We start from the raw sequence: 15,594 nt of genomic DNA on the forward strand, positions 1-15,594 counted from the left end.
ACGTTGCTTCCTTCATTTAGAGCGACCTGCCGAGAAAGAGCGACAGCGCGGGGACGTAGGTGATGATCAGAAGTGCGAGGATGAGCACGGCGACGAAGGGCATGACGCCGCGGTAGAGCGCATAGGTCGGCAACCCGGTGACGGATTGGGCGACGAAGATGTTGAGCCCGAAAGGCGGTGTGAACATGCCGATGGCCAGGTTGACCGTCATCACGATGCCGAAGTGGATGGGGTCGATGCCCAGCGACATCGCGATGGGCACGAGCAGCGGCGCAAAGACCAGGATCGCCGAGGTCGGATCCAGGAAGCAGCCGATGATCAGCAGCAGGACGTTGACGGCGATCAGGAAGGTGATCGCATCGAACTGAAGCGCCTCGATCCAGCCGATCACGGCTTGCGGCACGCCCTGGGTCGTCAGCATCCAGGTGACGACACTCGCGGCGGCCACGATGATCAATATCCGCCCCGACAGCATTGCCGCGTTGCCGGCTGCGCGGACCACGTCCGCAATCGTCATCGTGCGGTAGACGAAGACGGCAACCACCATCGCGTAGAGGCACGCGAACCCGCCGGCTTCCGTGGGTGAAAAGACGCCGTTGTAAATGCCGCCAAGCACGAAGACCGGCATCAGCAGTGCCCAGAAGGCATCTCTGGTCGCGCGCCACGCCACGCGCGGCTCGAAGCTGCCTTCGCTGGGAATGCCCCGCCGCAATGCGACGACGAACACGAAGGCAGCCATCATCGCGGCCATCAGAAGTCCGGGCAGTATGCCTGCCATGAACAGCCGGGGGATCGATTGTTCCGCCGCCAGCCCGTAGAGGATCATGGCGATGCTGGGCGGGATGACGATGTCGATGGCGCCGCTCGAGGCGATCAGCCCGCCGGCCCGCTCCTTGCCGTAGCCGGAGGCCACGAGGCGCGGATACAGCGTCTTGCTCAGCGCGCCCACCGCCGCCACGCTCGAGCCACTGATGGCGCCAATCGCCGTCGAGGCCCCGACTGTGGCTATGCCAAGGCTTCCCGGAACGCGGCCGACCATGGCCATGGCCCAATTGATGAGCCGGTTTGCGATCCCGCTCGTCCCCATCAGTTCGCCGGCGAAGACGAAGAAGGGGATGGCCAGCAGCGCGTAGTTGTCGAGCCCCCCAAAGAGCACCTGCTGAAGCGCCACGGGCGGCAGCGGCAGGACGAAAATCATCGTCACCACGACGGCCGTCAGGAAGGCGAGGAAGACCGGGGTTCCGATGACCAGCAGCAGCAATGGAAGGATGGCGAGCGACAGGATCATGGCGCCGCCTCCCGATGGGGCTCGTTGCGGACAAGCGCCACCACGTCGCGCACGAGCATGAAGGCGCCGACGAGGGTCAGGCCTGCAAAACCGGCCAGCAGCGCGCCATGGGGTACGGTCATGGGCACGCCCAGCCCCATGCTCCTGACGCCCAGGCTCGAGATGCGTCCCATGAACAGCCAGGAGGCGTAGGTGGCGTAGCCACATGCAAAAACGGCGGCGGCATCGTGGACGACGTGAAGAAGGTGCCGGGTCCGCCCGGTCGTGTAGAGAGGCAGGAGGTTGACGTTGATGTGGGAGCGCGCGACCAGCGAGCCGATCGCCGCGATCATGACCGTCCAGATCACGACGAACACCATCAGTTCGTCGGCGCCCAGGGGGGCGAAGCCAAGGAGGTAGCGACCGGTGGCGTTGACGACATTGACACCGACCACGAAGATCAGTGCCACCCCGAGCAGCGTGTGCAGACCAGTTGCGGCCCCATGGGCCAGCCGCGACAGAGCCTGGCGCTGCGTTGCCTGACTGGAGTGGTTGATCCGCGAGCCGGCCATGATCCTAATCGCTCCCCTCGAGGATGCGCCGGATCGCGACGAGCTTGCGCGCGCGTTCACGCTGCAGCTCGGCGATGCGTTCGGGCGTGTACGAATAGAGGCCCTCGCCCGACTTGATGCCGAGCCTGCCGGCCGCCATCTGCTTCTCGACGAGCGGCGCGACGTCCTTTCGGTCGGCGAGATCGGCGTTCAGGAACGAGGAGACCGAGTGGTAGATGTCCATGCCGGCCATATCGAGGAGGGCCATCGGCCCGATCACCGCCAGCTTGTAGCCGACGCCCCAGGACACGCAGGTGTCGATATCCTCCGGCTCGATCACACCGCGCTCCACGAGGTCGACAACCTCGCGCAGGAGCGCGTAGAGGACACGGTTCTCCACGAAGCCGGGCACGTCCTTCTTGAGCACGACCGGCAGGAGTCCGAGCGATCGGATGAGCTGACGGATGGCGTCGACGGTCTCGGGCGCGGTCTGCTCGCCCCCAATGACCTCAATCATCGGGATGATGTGCGGCGGATTCGACCAGTGCATCCCGACCATGCGGCCCGGATTGGAAATATGCGCCTGCAGCTTGGTGATCGGTATGCCCGAAGTGTCCGACGCGACGATGGTGGTGGGCGCGATCAGATCGTCGATGGCGCGATAGACATCGGCCTTGATCGCGATGTTCTCCGGCACGTTCTCGATGACGAGTTCGGCTCCCGATACGGCGTCCGCCAGGTCGTCGGTGAAGCGGACCGTTCCGGCCCCTTCCGCTGGCGGGGCGACACCCAGATTGTCGAGAACGGCCTCCGCCGCGCCCATCATCGATCGCGCGCGATCGATTGCTGCCGCGGCCACATCATAGGCGACCACCTGGAGACCGCCGCGGGCCAGCCGCGCGGCCATGCCTGGCCCCATCGTTCCCAGACCGAGGATGGTGACACGTTGGATCATTGCGCCGTCTCGTATTGTCTTGCGGTGATGAGGTCGGAAGCTTTTTCGGCAATCATGATCACGGCAGCGTTGATGTTGCCGCAGACCAGGTCAGGCATGACGGAGGCATCCACGACCCTCAGCCCTTCAATGCCGCGCACGCGCAGCTGCGGATCGACCACGGAGTCCAGATCGGCCCCCATCCGACAGGTACCGGCGGGGTGATGGACGGTGATGGAGGTGTTGCGGATATGCTCGTCGATCTCTTCGTCGCTCTGGCAGTCGGGGCCTGGGAAGAACTCCGCCTGGATGAATGGCTCCATGGCCGGCTGCGCCGCGAGATCGCGCGCCACCCGAAAGCCGGCGCGCAGGGATTCCCAGTCCTTCGGCGAGGCCAGGAAGTTCTGATGGATGAGGGGGGCCGCCGACGGGTCGGCCGAAGCCAGCCGGACCGATCCGCGACTTTCAGGCTGTGTTGCGACGATGCGCGTCGCGAAGCCGTCGGGGAAGGGCGCCTTGAACGGTTCGAGATAAGGCCAGGCGGCGAGCGGAGCCGCCGTGAAAAGCAGTTGCACGTCGGGGAGCGGCCTGTCGGGACCGCTCTTCAGAAAAGCCACGACGCCACCAGGAACATCGGCTGAAAAACCTCGGCCGGTGAGGTAGGTCTTCAGGAAGTCGAGTCCGATCCGGTCCGCCCGCATCTTGTGCAGGAAAGGCCCCGGCTGCCGGCGCCGGTACATGAGGATCACCGACACATGATCCTGGAGGTTCTTGCCGACGGCCGGCAGATGCAGGCGGGTCTGGATACCGTGCGCGGCGAGTTCATCGGACGCTCCGATGCCGGACAGCATCAGGAGTTGAGGCGTGTTGATCACCCCGCCCGCAAGCAGCACCTCCCGACGGGCGGAAACCTGCCGTTCGGTGCCGCGATGATTAATCGTCACGCCGGTCGCGCGCGTGCCCTCCAAGGTGATGCGGTTGGCGGTCGCGCCAGTGAGCACGGTCAGGTTGGGCCGCTTGAGGACCGGCCGCAGATATGCGGTGGCAGAAGAGCACCGCCGACCCTTCGAGATGGTCATCTGAAGCCGGCCGAAGCCTTCCTGCTGCTCGGCATTGTAATCTTCAGTCTGCGGATAGCCCGCCTCGACACTGGCCTGCGCGAACGCATCGATCAGCGTGTCCTCGTAGCGGCAGAACTGGGTGGATAGTGGCCCCGAGCCGCCACGGTAGCCGGTCTCGCCACCTTCCCAGCTTTCCTGCCGGCGGAAATAGGGCAGCACCTTCTCGTAGGACCAGTCTTCCAGACCGCTGGCCGCCCAGCGGTCATAGTCGCCGGGGTTGCCGCGGACATATGCCATGGCGTTGGTGGAGGAGGATCCGCCGATCACCTTGCCGCGGGCGCATTCGACCTTGCGGCCGCCCACATTTTCTTCCGCCTCGCAGAAATACATCCAGTCGTGTCGACGTTCCGTCAGGATCTTGCCCCAGCCGAGGGGCACATGGATCATCGGGTCGCGATCCCAGCCGCCGGCTTCAAGGAGAAGCACCGAGCATTTCGGATCCGCGCTCAGCCGATTGGCGAGCACGCACCCGGCCGAGCCGGCTCCAACAATGACGTAGTCGTAACTTTCCGCGTGCGGCATGACGTGATGGCCTTCTTCTGGCGCGCTCGCGAAACCACTCGCGAGACGACCGGAAAAATTTGAGCGTGACTAAAACTGCCCGGCAAGTTGCAGGGCACCGGGAGGGCTAGGCCAGACCGGCTTGTCTCAGTCGCTCCGACCAGTGATCCCAGCCACGATCGATCTGGGCACCGACCAGTTTTCCTGCGGTCTTGACCTCGCCTGGCGACAGGTATTTCACCTTGCCGATCTGCAGGCCGGCCGTCTGCGCGGCTGCGTTCTGCTCTGTGTAGAAGGCGCGGAAGACCACTTCCCTCACGGACCCGCCGACATTGACGACGCCGTGGCGTGCCATGAGAACCACTGGATAGTCACCAAGGCTCTCGGCGATATCCGCGCAGACAGCCGGGCTGCCACCGAAAAGGTCGGTCTCGTCGCCCTGCTTGTCGCGTATCTCGTAGACAGGAACGGCTTCGCCGAGAAACGCACCCATATGAGTCACGGGCCGCAGTGGCTGATCGGTGAAGCAGTACGGCAGCACGGCCGGTGAATGGCTGTGCAGCACGCAATTGACGTCCGGACGCGCCTTGTAGATCTCGCTGTGGATGTAGCGCTCGAGATAGGACGGACGGTTGTCCGTCGTCTCGCCTTCCAGGTTGAAACTCTGGATGTCGGCAGCCTTGATCAGGCTCGGGGCGAGCTTCTGCGCCAGGAGGAAACTGTCGGGATCCTCGGGGTCGCGTGCACTGATGTGCCCGAACGTGTCGAGGATCCCTTCGTTGAGAAGTATCTTGGTTGCCGTGACGATCTCATCGATGACCGTCTCGCGGGCCGTGCGGTTGTTGTTCACTTCGTCTTACTCCCATTCCGCGGCAGCCCGGGTGTTTGTTGTTGTTTTTCCCGGGTCACCACATCGTATCCACTCACTTGTTTTCGTAGATTCCGACGATCCGATTCTGCTCGATGATGTTGCCGGCGTAGTTCTCCAGGAACTCTTCGCGGGTGGGCGTGCCTTCGACCTTCGTGTCCAGGGCATACACCCAGAAATAATAATGATGCTCGCCATGGCCCGCGGGCGGCTGAGGACCGTAATACTGCTTGTCGCCGGCTCCGTTGGGACCGACGCGGAACTTCTCCTGCGCGTCGGAGAGATCGGTCGTGGACGGGTCGATGCCGTAGACCACCCAGTGCGTAAAGCCATTCGGCAGGGGCGCATCGGGATCATGGCAGATGACCGCCAGCTCCACGGTGCCGGCGGGCACGCCGCTGACGGTCAGCTTGGGCAGTACGTTGCCCTTGTCGCCCGCATGCTCGTCCCGCAGCTTTCCGAGCGGCTGGAAATCGGCCGAGGTGATCTTCAGATCTTTGATGTTGAGGGGCATGAACTTGTCCTTTCGAATATCGCTTGAATTAGACGGCCGCCAGGTCGGCGACGGTCTTGCCGCCGACGCGCTGATGCACGCGCGGCCCCGATGCAACGGCCACGCAGATCAGCAGCTCGTCGGGCCGAGGGCCATCGGGCACACAGAAGGTGACGGCGTCGTAGTGGGAACGGATGTAGAGCTCGTCCTTGTGAGCGAGCGGGATATCGATGGCCGTGCCCGGCGATGCGACCTTGGTGACCGACGATATCCAGGCAAGGCCGCCGCCCACCTGCTGCCTCAGCGGATCGCCGAACGCCGTCGTGACGCAGGCCACGACATGCTCCTGTTCGCCCGCCGTGCCGGCGATCCCGCCCTTGCCATAACTCTCGATCGGCCTGTCGCCGAGCAAGGCCGCCGCCCTTCCGCCAAGAGCATGACCGATGGCCGGGCTGGGGTCGGTGAGTGCGGACAGATCGCTGACGAACTTCCCCGCGAAGGGGTTGCGGATCACGACGCCGACGGCAACCTTCACGAGGCCACTGCCCGGCTCCCCGCCATCATGTCGGATTTCGTGAACGCTCGCGTACCAGCCGCGGACATCGTAACTTTTTTCAACTTCGACCGAATAGTCCATCTTAATCCTCTGGAAAGTGCGCAGCTTCTTGCGCGCGATCAGTTCGCTGACCGGTCGTCGAAACTATTGCGGCCATGAATACACGCCGCGCAGCGGGTCATAACGAGCAGCTTCCAAGGCGGCCGGCGTGAACATGTTGCCCTTGGACAACGACCGATTTGCCGCGTATTCGCCGGACAGGGCCTGACAGCGATCGGTGATCGGGCGAATGCGCTTCTGCCATTGGACCAGCGCGTCCTCGACCGAGTTTTCCGTCTGCAGATCCTGGGACAAGCTGAACGCATTGACCATCGCGCAACCCGCGCCCTGGGCCAAAGCCGGGCACATTGCATGCGCCGCATCGCCTACGAGCGCGACCTTGCCTCTGATCCAGCTGTCGAGCTTCGTCGTCTCGTATTTGTCGTAGCGCGCCGTTTCCAGCTTCGCCGCCTCGACAAGGCACGGCTCGAGGAAGGGGAACATCTCGACCCAGACCTCGAGATCGAGCGGGACTCGCGAGCCCCGCGGGTCGGCGGCCGGCGCCATCAGGCCAAGATAGAGTTCCTCATCGTTGCAGGGCGAGTAGAGGATACGCTGCACGCGCGGCCAGAAGTTCCACATGTCGATGGTGTTGTCCCATTCGCCATGGCCGAGCTCCTTCTTCTTGCGCGGCACGATAAGCCTGATGATACCGTCCTGGGAGACCCAGCGATCCTGCTTGAAGCCGATCGAATCCCTCACCTTCGACCCGACGCCGTCGGCGCCGACAATCAGGTCGGCCTCGATGGTCTCGCCGGTCTGGAGGGTGAGACGACCTTCGGGATCAGCCGAAACGGCCTCCGAATTGACGCGGATATCGACGCCCACGGCACGAGCGCGGTTGACCAGGGCATTGTGCAGATGGCTGCGCGTCATGATGCGCCAGGGCAGACCGTTGAAAGTCTCCCTGGAGACGGATTTGTTGTGCATCCAGGTCTCGTAGGTGGGCGGCGTGTGGGTGCCCTGGAGCACCTCGTCGAGTGCGCCCACGCCTTCGAGCACGCGCAGGCCGTTGTGCCAGAGATAGATGCCCGCACCGAAGGCACGGAGCTCGGGCCCCTTCTCGTGCAGGCGGACGTCCCACCCGTTCTGTCTGAGGGCGATGGCGGCGGTCAGGCCGGCAAAGCCGCCACCAGCAACCTCAGCGCGCCGCGCCCTACCCGAAGTCTTGTTCACATTGGCCATTTTCTAGATCCTGCTGCGTACGAAAGACGGCGAACCAACCGTCAGGCGTCGATGAAATTCGTGATGGCTTTGAGCGTGATGTCCGGCACCACTTCGTTGACGTAATGATCAGCGCCGGGAACCACGACGACGGGCAGATCGGGTCGCAGCTGGCTGGTCTTGGACAACGCCGCGGGCGACACCAGCTTGCTGACCTCGCCCCGGATGATGAGGACGGGCTTTGCGACTTCCCGATAGGCGGGCGTGAGATCCGCACGCAGCCCTTTGGCAGTCTGAGCCATGGCCGTCGGCGAAGCCAGAGGCCGCAAGCCGCCCTCGACCGGCTCATAGCCGCTTTCGGCGCGCAACCTGATGGCTTTCGCGGGAACGTTCGGATAGCGATCGGCAAGGTAGGCCTCGACGGCAGCGACATCCTCGAAAAGCCGGCTGCCGCCGTTCACGCGGGCTTCCAGCGTGTCGAAAACCTCGGTCTCGATATATGGCGTGAAGTCGATCGCCACGACTGACCGGACGAGATCCGGGTGGCGCGCGGCGGCCGTCACGGAATTCCTGGCCCCAAGCGAATGCCCAACAAGAATGGCCGGCCCCTTGTCGAGGGTTCGGATCAGGGCCGCGATGTCTTCGGCGTAGTCATCGGCTGCATACCCGCTTGCGGGCTTGTCGCTGTGGCCATGGCCCCTCTGGTCGACGGCGATGGTCGTGAAGCGATCGGACAGTTCCTCCATCATCGGCAGAAACACGGCCGAATTCGACGTGATGCCGTGGAAGAAGAGCATCAGGGGACCGCTGCCCATTTCGCGTATGTTCAAGACGATCCGACCGGTGTCGATGCGCCTTGAGTTCGAGCGATCCGCGACTGCCACTGCCGCCATGTCTAAATCCTCGTCCCCTGCTTGCCTTGCGCAAAGAGGAGCAGAGAAGCAGGATACAGTCAACTGGATTGTCAGACATTCTTTCAATTTTTGGAATTGACAATATGGCATTTTCCCGCTGTCCATAGAGGGACGCGTGGCTTATTCTGCAGGGATCGAGCCATCCCGAAACCCATGTGAAACCAGCCGATGCCGTCAGAACTCAATCTGCGTATTTCCCCGCGAACGATCCAGCAGCAGACTGTCGAGAAGCTTCGGCTCGCCATCTTCTCAGGCATGTTCAAGCCGGGCAGCCGTCTGGTCGAGAGCCAGCTCTGCGCGCAACTCGGCATCAGCCGCCCTTCCCTGCGCGAGGCGCTGCGCAGCCTGGAGGCCGAACGCCTGATCGAGATCGTGCCCAATCGAGGCCCGTCGGTCACCGAGCTCTCCTGGGAAGAGGCGACCGCCATCTACGAGGTGCGCGAATTGCTGGAAGTGGAGGCGGCGGGAAGGTGCGCGGCGCGGATCCCCGAGGATCAGCTGCGCGAGCTGGAGAATTCTCTCCTGGCCTTCGAAGAGGCGGCAGCGAGCAGGGACGGCTCCGCACAGGTGACGACCGCCGCAGATTTCTATTCGATCATACTGGCCAATTGCGGGAACCCCATTCTTGAAGAGGTCCATCGAGGACTGGTGGCCAGGATCAGCTTCTTTCGCGGGCGTTCGATGTCGCTGGAAGGGCGGGCGCAGAGCAGCCTGGCCGAGATGCGGGATATTTTCGAGGCCATCGCGGCGGGCAACCCGAGCGCGGCACGCAAGGCTTCCAGGACACACGTCCTGAAGGCCAAGGCGGCAGCGAAACGATCCATGGAAAGCAGGACCTAGGTCTCGGTGCAGCAGGGGCGCCGCCGGGGCCGCCGGCCAGGATGTGGGCAACGCAGTCCGTCTGCCTCCTTGTCCGTGCCGACCTGTCCGCTCGCGCGCCCATCAGACAGGGAGTGACCAAGAGCATGGCAGATCTGATGCATCCACGAAATGCCGATGTGGTCATCGTGGGGGGAGGCTCGGCGGGAGCATTGCTGGCAGCGCGCCTTTCCGAAGTGCCGGCCCGCCGCGTCGTGCTGGTGGAAGCAGGCGAAGAGGCAGACGATCCCGATATCTGGAACCCGGCCGCATGGCCCGCTCTTCAAGGCCGCAGCTACGACTGGGATTATCTGACCGAACCACAGGCCGGCACGGCAGGGCGCGTCCATCACTGGGCGCGGGGGCGCCTGATGGGCGGCTCCAGCTGCCTGCACGCCATGGGCTACATGCGCGGCCATCCTTCGGACTTCCAGCCATGGGTGGAGGCCACTGGCGATTCACGCTGGAGCTGGGACGAATTGCTGCCGGTGTTCATGGCCAACGAAGACCACCCGCTTGGTGGCGATGGCATCCACGGCAGGGGCGGGCCGATGCCCGTCTATCTGCCGGAGGAAGAGGTGAGTCCGGTCGCGCGGGCATTCATCGAGGCCGGCGCATCTCTGGGGCTCCCGCGGCTGCATGGCCACAACAGCGGCAACATGATCGGCGTCACGCCGAATTCCCTCAACATCCGGAATGGAAGGCGCATAACGACCGCCGAGGCCTGGCTGACACCGGCCGTTCGGGGACGCGAAAACCTTACCGTCCTGACCGGAACCTTGGCGCGCCGACTTGTCCTGGACGCCAACCGGGTTCGTGGCATCGAGATCGTCGGGCGCGAGGGGTCAAGCGAGATATCGGCCGAACGGATCGTGTTGTCATCAGGTGCGCTGGAGAGTCCCGCCTTGCTGATGCGGTCAGGGATTGGACCACGGGACGTCCTCAAGAAGGCAGGTGTCGCCTGCCTGATCGACCTTCCCGGTGTCGGTCGCAACCTGCAGGACCATCTTCTTGGCGCAGGCAATCTCTATGCCGCAAAAAGACCCGTGCCTCCGTCGCGGCTCCAGCACTCGGAATCGATGGCCTATATGCGCGCGGGCGATTTTGCCGCGACCGGCCAGCCCGACATAGTGGTGGGTTGCGGCATCGCGCCGATCGTCTCCGAGCGCTTCAAGGCCCCCGCCGCCGGCACGGCCTATTCCCTGCTGTTCGGCATCACGCATCCGACCAGCCGCGGCAGCCTGCGCATCATCGGGCCGGAACTTCACGATCGATTGCTCATCGACCCCGCATATCTGCAGACTGAACGGGATCGCGGGCTCTTTCGTCAAGCGCTCAAAGCAGCCCGCGATATCGGCCATCAGCAAGAACTCGCAGACTGGCGGGAGCGCGAGATTCTCCCGGGCGACCTGAAGAGCGAGGCCGAGATCGACGCCTTCATTGCCCAGGCGGTGACGACGCACCATCATCCCTGCGGCACCTGCAGGATGGGCACCGACGCTGATGCCGTCGTCGATTCAGATCTGCGGCTCCAGGCCCTGGACAATCTCTTCATCGTCGATGCTTCGATCATGCCAAGCCTCACCGCCGGGCCGATCCACGCCGCCGTTCTGGCAATCGCCGAACGTTTCGCCCGGAACATGGCCACGACCGTTTGACGCCTCGTCTCTGGTCCGGACAGCGTTCGTGGGCCGATAGGCATGCGATCGTGCGGGCGACGGTTGCGAACGAACCGGAAACAGAGTTCATTCCGATCCCATGAACCTTGCCCTTCGCGATTCGCCCGAACGCACGCCCGCCCAAACGGTCGATCCTCTCGCCGCGCTGAATGCCGAGCAGCGCGCCGCCGTCGAACATGGCGGCGGGCAGGTCGCGGGACCGCTGCTGGTAATCGCCGGCGCCGGGTCGGGCAAGACCAATACGCTCGCGCATCGAGTCGCGCATCTGATCGTCAGCGGCGCCGATCCGCGGCGCATCCTGCTGATGACGTTTTCGCGCCGCGCGGCAACGGAGATGAAGAGCCGGGTCGAGCGCATCGCCGCGCGGGTGATGGGCGACAAGGCAGCGGCACTGACCGAGGGTCTCGGCTGGGCCGGGACCTTCCATGCCGTTGGCGCGCGGCTGCTGCGCGACTATGCGCTGGAAATCGGGCTCGATCCCGCCTTCACCATTCATGACCGGGAAGACTCCGCCGACCTGATGAACCTGGTGCGCCATGATCTCGGCCTGTCGAAGACCGAAAGCCGCTTCCCGGCCAAGGGCACCTGCCTCGCGATCTATTCCCGTGTGGTCAATGCCCAGGCCGAGCTTGAACCCATACTGGCGAAGAGCTTTCCCTGGTGCATCGGCTGGGCCGAAGAGTTGAAGCAGCTTTTTGCGGCCTATGTGGACGCCAAGCAGGCGCAGAACGTGCTCGATTACGATGATCTGCTGCTCTGGTGGGCGCAGATGTGCTCGGAGCCATCGATCGCGGAACATCTGGGCAGCCGTTTCGACCACATCCTGGTCGACGAGTACCAGGACACGAACCGCCTGCAGGCATCAATCCTCCTGGCGCTGAAACCGGACGGGCGCGGCCTGACCGTAGTGGGCGACGACGCGCAGTCGATCTATTCCTTCCGCGCCGCCGAAGTGCGCAACATCCTCGACTTCCCCGGGCATTTTGCCGAACCCGCCCGCGTGGTGACGCTCGACCGCAACTACCGCTCGACAGATGCGATCCTGGCCGCGGCGAACGCGGTGATCGGCGAGGCTGCCGAACGCTTCACCAAGAACCTTTGGACCGAGCGGACCTCGCGCGACCTGCCGCGGCTGGTCACCGTGCGCGACGAGGCCGAACAGGCGAACTATGTCGCCGATCATGTGCTCGAAGCACGCGAGGAGGGCGTGGCCCTGAAACAGCAAGCTGTGCTCTTCCGCGCCGCGCACCATTCCGGCCCGCTGGAGATCGAGCTTACCCGCCGCAACATTCCCTTCGTAAAATTCGGCGGGCTGAAATTCCTGGATTCCGCGCATGTGAAGGACATGCTGGCCGTGCTTCGGTTCGCCGAAAATCCCAAGGACCGGGTCGCCGCCTTTCGCGTCATGCAGCTCATCCCCGGCATCGGCCCATCGGCCGCGGCCAATGCCATGGAGGCAATGGAGCGCTCGCTCGATCCTGCCCTCGGCCTCCAGTTCTTCCGTGCCCCGGCGCGGGCCGACGCCGACTGGCCCGGCTTCGTCGATCTCTTCTCGGGATTGCGGGCCAGATCCGCCTGGCCCGCCGATCTCGAACGCCTCCGGCTGTGGTACGAGCCGCATCTGGAGCGCATCCACGAGGATGCGATGACACGGCGTGCCGATCTCCTGCAGCTCGAACAGATCGCGGCAGGCTATCCCTCGCGGGAGCGCTTCCTGACAGACCTCACGCTCGACCCGCCGGATGCGACCAGCGACGAGGCCGGGCCGCCGCATCTCGACGAGGACTATCTGATCCTGTCGACGATCCATTCGGCCAAGGGCCAGGAGTGGACCAGGGTCTTCGTCCTCAATGCGGTCGATGGCTGCATCCCGAGCGATCTTGCCGTGGGCGAGCGCGACGAGATCGAGGAGGAGCGACGGCTGCTCTATGTGGCCATGACGCGGGCGAAGGACGGCCTGCACCTCATCACGCCGCAACGCTTCTTCGTGCACGGCCAGGCCGCGCGCGGTGACCGGCACGTCTATGCCTCGCGCACCCGCTTCATCACCGAGCCCATGCTGGACCGCTTCGCGCGCAGCTCATGGCCGCCGCCTACGCAAGCGGCAAGCGGACGCGCGCCGCAACCCGACATCCGCGTCGACCTCAAGGCGAAGATGCGCGGCATGTGGCGCTAGGCATCACAGCCGCCGCAGACCGATCCAGACGGGCGCGTGATCGCTCGCCCCTTCCAGCCCCCGCACCTCGCGGTCGACGCCGGCGCCCTCGAGCCTGTCGCGAAGGTTTGCGCTGAGCAGCAGATGATCGAGCCGCAAACCCGCATCGCGCTGCCAGCGCATGCGCTTATAGTGCCAGAAAGTGTAGATGCGCTCGTCGGGATGGATATAGCGCAGAGCGTCTGTCCAGCTGCGACCGACGAGCTTGCGAAAGGCCGCCCGGCTTTCTGGGTGGATGAGGGCGTCATCATTCCATGATTTTGTCGGGTAGATGTCGAGATCGTTCGGGGCGACGTTGAAGTCGCCCGCCAGTACGACAGGCGCACCCGTCTTGCGCAGAGATGTCGCATGTCTGCGCAACCGCTCCAGCCAGGCAAGCTTGTAATCGAATTTCGGGCCGGGCTGCGGGTTGCCGTTGGGGGCATAGAGGGAAGCCACCAGCACGCCCGCGACGGCGGCCTCGATGTAACGGGACTGCCGATCGGAAATGTCGCCGGGAAGACGGGCTCGGGTGAGCACCGGTTCGCCGATGCGCGAGAGGATGGCGACCCCGTTCCAGCTCCGCTGCCCCGCCCAGACGGCATCGTAACCTGCGCGGGCCAGCGCCTCATGGGGAAAGGCGCCCTGCTCCGCCTTAAGTTCCTGAAGACACACGATGTCTGGCTGTGTTTCCTTGAGCCAGGCGAGCAGGTTGGCCAATCGCCTGTTCACGCCGTTGATGTTGAAGGTGGCGATCTTCATGCAGGGAGAATGCCCCCGGGCGCGGTTTGTGCCCACGCCCGGAGATTTGTTTGTGGCAGCTGCCAGCCCGCGCCGTGACGCGTGGTCGGTAGAAGCCGCAGCGCCGCTAGACGGCGAGGTGCTCCATCGTCGGGTCGGGAATGACCACGATCGGGCTGCCGTCACGCACATTGTCGTGGAGGTGGATCACGTCCTGGTTGATCAGGCGGATGCAGCCGGAGGAGACGGCATTGCCGATCGACCAGGCTTCCGGCGTGCCATGCAGGCGGTAGAGCGTGTCGCGACCGCCCTGATGGATGTAGAGCGCCCGCGCGCCGAGCGGGTTTTCGAGGCTGGGATCCATGCCGCCATTGGCGATGCTGTAGGGTTCGAGTTCCGGTTGGCGCGCAACCATGGAATCGGGCGGCGTCCAGCGCGGCCACTCGCGCTTGTAGGCGACGATGGCGCGGCCCGACCAGGCAAAGCCCTCGCGTCCGACCCCGATTCCATAACGCGTGGCACGGCCGGCCGGGCGGACATGGTAGAGATATTTGTTCGGCGTATCGACGATGAGCGTTCCGGCCGCCTCGTCGGTCGAATAGTCGATTTCCGTTCTCCAGAAGCGCTCTTCAAGCTGGCTCATGTCGACTTCGGGAAGCGGGAAGCGCTCCTGAGGCATCGCGAAATACATGGGAGGGGTCGCCGGCACCGGTGGGGGAGCGGGCGGCGCGGCCGCAATTTCGGGCATGGGTTGGCGTGCCGTCGTGCAGCCGGCCACCGTGAGAGCTCCAACGCCGATGACAAAGGCGCGGCGCGACAGGGACGGCAGTCGGGATTGGCTCGAAGCGGACTTCGTGTGGGACATTCATGGCCTCTATGGTTCTTGCTGTGCGGCGGAGAGGCCCACCCCAGCTTAAGCCTGCCTTAAGGCGCCGCCCCATCCTGCCCCGCATCAGCAATGTGGAGCCAAACCATGCCTTCCAGCCCCTTCATCCGCCGAACTGCCACCAGCCCGGCCCAGTCGGTAATCTCGCGTCGGGCCTTGCTCTCCGGACTGGGCACGCTCGCCCTGCTGGGCGCCATGGTTGTTCGGCCCCACCCGGTGATGGCGAGCGACTCGGCGACGGAACTTCTTTTCAACGATCCAGAGACGCCGATCGGCGGCAATCCGGATGGCGGCCTGACCATTGTCAGCTTCTTCGACTACAATTGCCCGTTCTGCCGGCAGTCCACCGTACCGCTCGCCAAGGTGGTGCGGGAGGATGGCGACATCCGTCTCATCTACAAGGACTGGCCGATCCTCTCCGAAGCGTCCGTGACCGGGGCGCTCTTGGCCCTGGCCGCCCATCGACAAGGCCGATACGAGCCGGCTCACCACGCGCTGATGTCGCTCGAGGGACGTGCCGACGACGCCGCCATGCACGATGCGGTCGCAAGTGCCGAACTCGATGTCCGGCGTCTGGAGCAGGACATGGATAACGCGCGGGCCGATATCAGCGCCCTCCTGCGGCGCAATTCCGATCAGGCCGACGGCCTGGGGCTGCGCGGGACGCCGGCCTATATCGTCGGCCCCTTCCTGGTGACGGCCGCACTCAACGAAGAGGGGTTCCGCCAGGTCGTGGCCGATGCGCGCGAGCGCATGAACGGGTGAGGG

At 64.5% G+C, this 15,594-nt stretch carries 15 protein-coding genes; 4 read left to right on the forward strand and 11 right to left on the reverse strand.

Annotation, left to right across the window (positions count from 1 at the left end):
• Nucleotides 1-16 precede the first annotated feature (16 nt).
• The 9 genes from GRZ55_RS00865 to GRZ55_RS00905 form a co-directional block, all read right to left on the reverse strand.
• Nucleotides 17-1,288: a TRAP transporter large permease gene (locus tag GRZ55_RS00865; RefSeq protein WP_169284987.1), complete on the reverse strand. Its 1,272-nt coding sequence runs from the start codon at nt 1,286-1,288 to the stop codon at nt 17-19.
• The gene (locus tag GRZ55_RS00870) at nt 1,285-1,839 is read right to left on the reverse strand and encodes a TRAP transporter small permease (protein WP_169284988.1); all 555 of its coding nucleotides are present in this window, start codon (nt 1,837-1,839) and stop codon (nt 1,285-1,287) included. Before GRZ55_RS00870 ends, GRZ55_RS00865 begins: the two co-directional genes overlap by 4 nt.
• Before the next feature lie 4 nt (nt 1,840-1,843).
• Entirely contained in the window at nt 1,844-2,773 is a 930-nt protein-coding gene (gene fhmpcd1 / locus GRZ55_RS00875) for a 5-formyl-3-hydroxy-2-methylpyridine 4-carboxylate 5-dehydrogenase (protein ID WP_169284989.1), read from the reverse strand.
• Entirely contained in the window at nt 2,770-4,395 is a 1,626-nt protein-coding gene (locus tag GRZ55_RS00880) for a GMC family oxidoreductase (RefSeq protein ID WP_169284990.1), read from the reverse strand. Before GRZ55_RS00880 ends, fhmpcd1 begins: the two co-directional genes overlap by 4 nt.
• 106 nt (nt 4,396-4,501) lie before the next feature.
• Entirely contained in the window at nt 4,502-5,224 is a 723-nt protein-coding gene (locus tag GRZ55_RS00885) for a class II aldolase/adducin family protein (RefSeq protein WP_169284991.1), read from the reverse strand.
• A gap of 73 nt (nt 5,225-5,297) precedes the next feature.
• The gene (locus GRZ55_RS00890; protein WP_169284992.1) at nt 5,298-5,756 is read right to left on the reverse strand and encodes a YbhB/YbcL family Raf kinase inhibitor-like protein; all 459 of its coding nucleotides are present in this window, start codon (nt 5,754-5,756) and stop codon (nt 5,298-5,300) included.
• A gap of 28 nt (nt 5,757-5,784) precedes the next feature.
• Complete coding sequence (locus GRZ55_RS00895; RefSeq protein WP_169284993.1) at nt 5,785-6,372, reverse strand: amino acid synthesis family protein; 588 nt, start codon at nt 6,370-6,372, stop codon at nt 5,785-5,787.
• Nucleotides 6,373-6,435: 63 nt separating this feature from the next.
• A complete protein-coding gene (locus GRZ55_RS00900) occupies nt 6,436-7,575 on the reverse strand; it encodes an NAD(P)/FAD-dependent oxidoreductase (RefSeq protein ID WP_169284994.1) in 1,140 nt (379 codons plus the stop codon).
• Nucleotides 7,576-7,616: 41 nt separating this feature from the next.
• The gene (locus tag GRZ55_RS00905; protein WP_169284995.1) at nt 7,617-8,447 is read right to left on the reverse strand and encodes an alpha/beta fold hydrolase; all 831 of its coding nucleotides are present in this window, start codon (nt 8,445-8,447) and stop codon (nt 7,617-7,619) included.
• Between the two features lie 189 nt (nt 8,448-8,636).
• Between GRZ55_RS00905 and GRZ55_RS00910 the strand changes: the two genes are divergently transcribed.
• The 3 genes from GRZ55_RS00910 to GRZ55_RS00920 all read left to right on the forward strand — a co-directional run bounded on the left by GRZ55_RS00910 (nt 8,637) and on the right by GRZ55_RS00920 (nt 13,181).
• On the forward strand, nt 8,637-9,308 hold the full coding sequence (locus GRZ55_RS00910) for a GntR family transcriptional regulator (RefSeq protein ID WP_169284996.1): 672 nt from the start codon (nt 8,637-8,639) through the stop codon (nt 9,306-9,308).
• 125 nt (nt 9,309-9,433) lie between these two features.
• The gene (locus GRZ55_RS00915; RefSeq protein WP_169284997.1) at nt 9,434-10,984 is read left to right on the forward strand and encodes a GMC family oxidoreductase; all 1,551 of its coding nucleotides are present in this window, start codon (nt 9,434-9,436) and stop codon (nt 10,982-10,984) included.
• A gap of 100 nt (nt 10,985-11,084) precedes the next feature.
• Nucleotides 11,085-13,181, forward strand: coding sequence for an ATP-dependent helicase (locus GRZ55_RS00920; protein ID WP_169284998.1), 2,097 nt, complete (start codon nt 11,085-11,087; stop codon nt 13,179-13,181).
• Between the two features lie 3 nt (nt 13,182-13,184).
• Here GRZ55_RS00920 and xth read toward each other — a convergent pair whose 3' ends face one another.
• Both xth and GRZ55_RS00930 read right to left on the reverse strand, forming a co-directional pair.
• A complete protein-coding gene (xth, locus tag GRZ55_RS00925; RefSeq protein WP_169284999.1) occupies nt 13,185-13,961 on the reverse strand; it encodes an exodeoxyribonuclease III in 777 nt (258 codons plus the stop codon).
• Between the two features lie 106 nt (nt 13,962-14,067).
• Nucleotides 14,068-14,805 carry a L,D-transpeptidase gene (locus tag GRZ55_RS00930; protein ID WP_169285000.1) on the reverse strand — a complete coding sequence of 246 codons (738 nt, stop codon included), beginning with the start codon at nt 14,803-14,805 and terminating at the stop codon, nt 14,068-14,070.
• 108 nt (nt 14,806-14,913) lie between these two features.
• Here GRZ55_RS00930 and GRZ55_RS00935 point away from each other — a divergent pair, with 108 nt between their 5' ends.
• Nucleotides 14,914-15,591 (forward strand): DsbA family protein, encoded by a 678-nt coding sequence (locus GRZ55_RS00935; RefSeq protein WP_210257169.1) that lies wholly within the window; start codon nt 14,914-14,916, stop codon nt 15,589-15,591.
• Nucleotides 15,592-15,594 lie beyond the last annotated feature (3 nt).

Source organism: Chelativorans sp. ZYF759, from assembly GCF_012911015.1.
GTDB lineage: Bacteria > Pseudomonadota > Alphaproteobacteria > Rhizobiales > Rhizobiaceae > ZYF759.

What these genes read in the sequence shown, in the direction of transcription:
- GRZ55_RS00915 (WP_169284997.1), top strand. Translation starts at nt 9,434, where the DNA reads ATGGCAGATCTGATGCATCCACGAAATGCCGATGTGGTCATCGTGGGG.
- GRZ55_RS00900 (WP_169284994.1), bottom strand. Translation starts at nt 7,575, where the DNA reads ATGGCCAATGTGAACAAGACTTCGGGTAGGGCGCGGCGCGCTGAGGTT.
- GRZ55_RS00890 (WP_169284992.1), bottom strand. Translation starts at nt 5,756, where the DNA reads ATGCCCCTCAACATCAAAGATCTGAAGATCACCTCGGCCGATTTCCAG.
- GRZ55_RS00930 (WP_169285000.1), bottom strand. Translation starts at nt 14,805, where the DNA reads ATGTCCCACACGAAGTCCGCTTCGAGCCAATCCCGACTGCCGTCCCTG.
- GRZ55_RS00910 (WP_169284996.1), top strand. Translation starts at nt 8,637, where the DNA reads ATGCCGTCAGAACTCAATCTGCGTATTTCCCCGCGAACGATCCAGCAG.
- GRZ55_RS00870 (WP_169284988.1), bottom strand. Translation starts at nt 1,839, where the DNA reads ATGGCCGGCTCGCGGATCAACCACTCCAGTCAGGCAACGCAGCGCCAG.
- GRZ55_RS00905 (WP_169284995.1), bottom strand. Translation starts at nt 8,447, where the DNA reads ATGGCGGCAGTGGCAGTCGCGGATCGCTCGAACTCAAGGCGCATCGAC.
- GRZ55_RS00935 (WP_210257169.1), top strand. Translation starts at nt 14,914, where the DNA reads ATGCCTTCCAGCCCCTTCATCCGCCGAACTGCCACCAGCCCGGCCCAG.
- fhmpcd1 (WP_169284989.1), bottom strand. Translation starts at nt 2,773, where the DNA reads ATGATCCAACGTGTCACCATCCTCGGTCTGGGAACGATGGGGCCAGGC.
- xth (WP_169284999.1), bottom strand. Translation starts at nt 13,961, where the DNA reads ATGAAGATCGCCACCTTCAACATCAACGGCGTGAACAGGCGATTGGCC.
- GRZ55_RS00880 (WP_169284990.1), bottom strand. Translation starts at nt 4,395, where the DNA reads ATGCCGCACGCGGAAAGTTACGACTACGTCATTGTTGGAGCCGGCTCG.
- GRZ55_RS00920 (WP_169284998.1), top strand. Translation starts at nt 11,085, where the DNA reads ATGAACCTTGCCCTTCGCGATTCGCCCGAACGCACGCCCGCCCAAACG.
- GRZ55_RS00895 (WP_169284993.1), bottom strand. Translation starts at nt 6,372, where the DNA reads ATGGACTATTCGGTCGAAGTTGAAAAAAGTTACGATGTCCGCGGCTGG.
- GRZ55_RS00865 (WP_169284987.1), bottom strand. Translation starts at nt 1,288, where the DNA reads ATGATCCTGTCGCTCGCCATCCTTCCATTGCTGCTGCTGGTCATCGGA.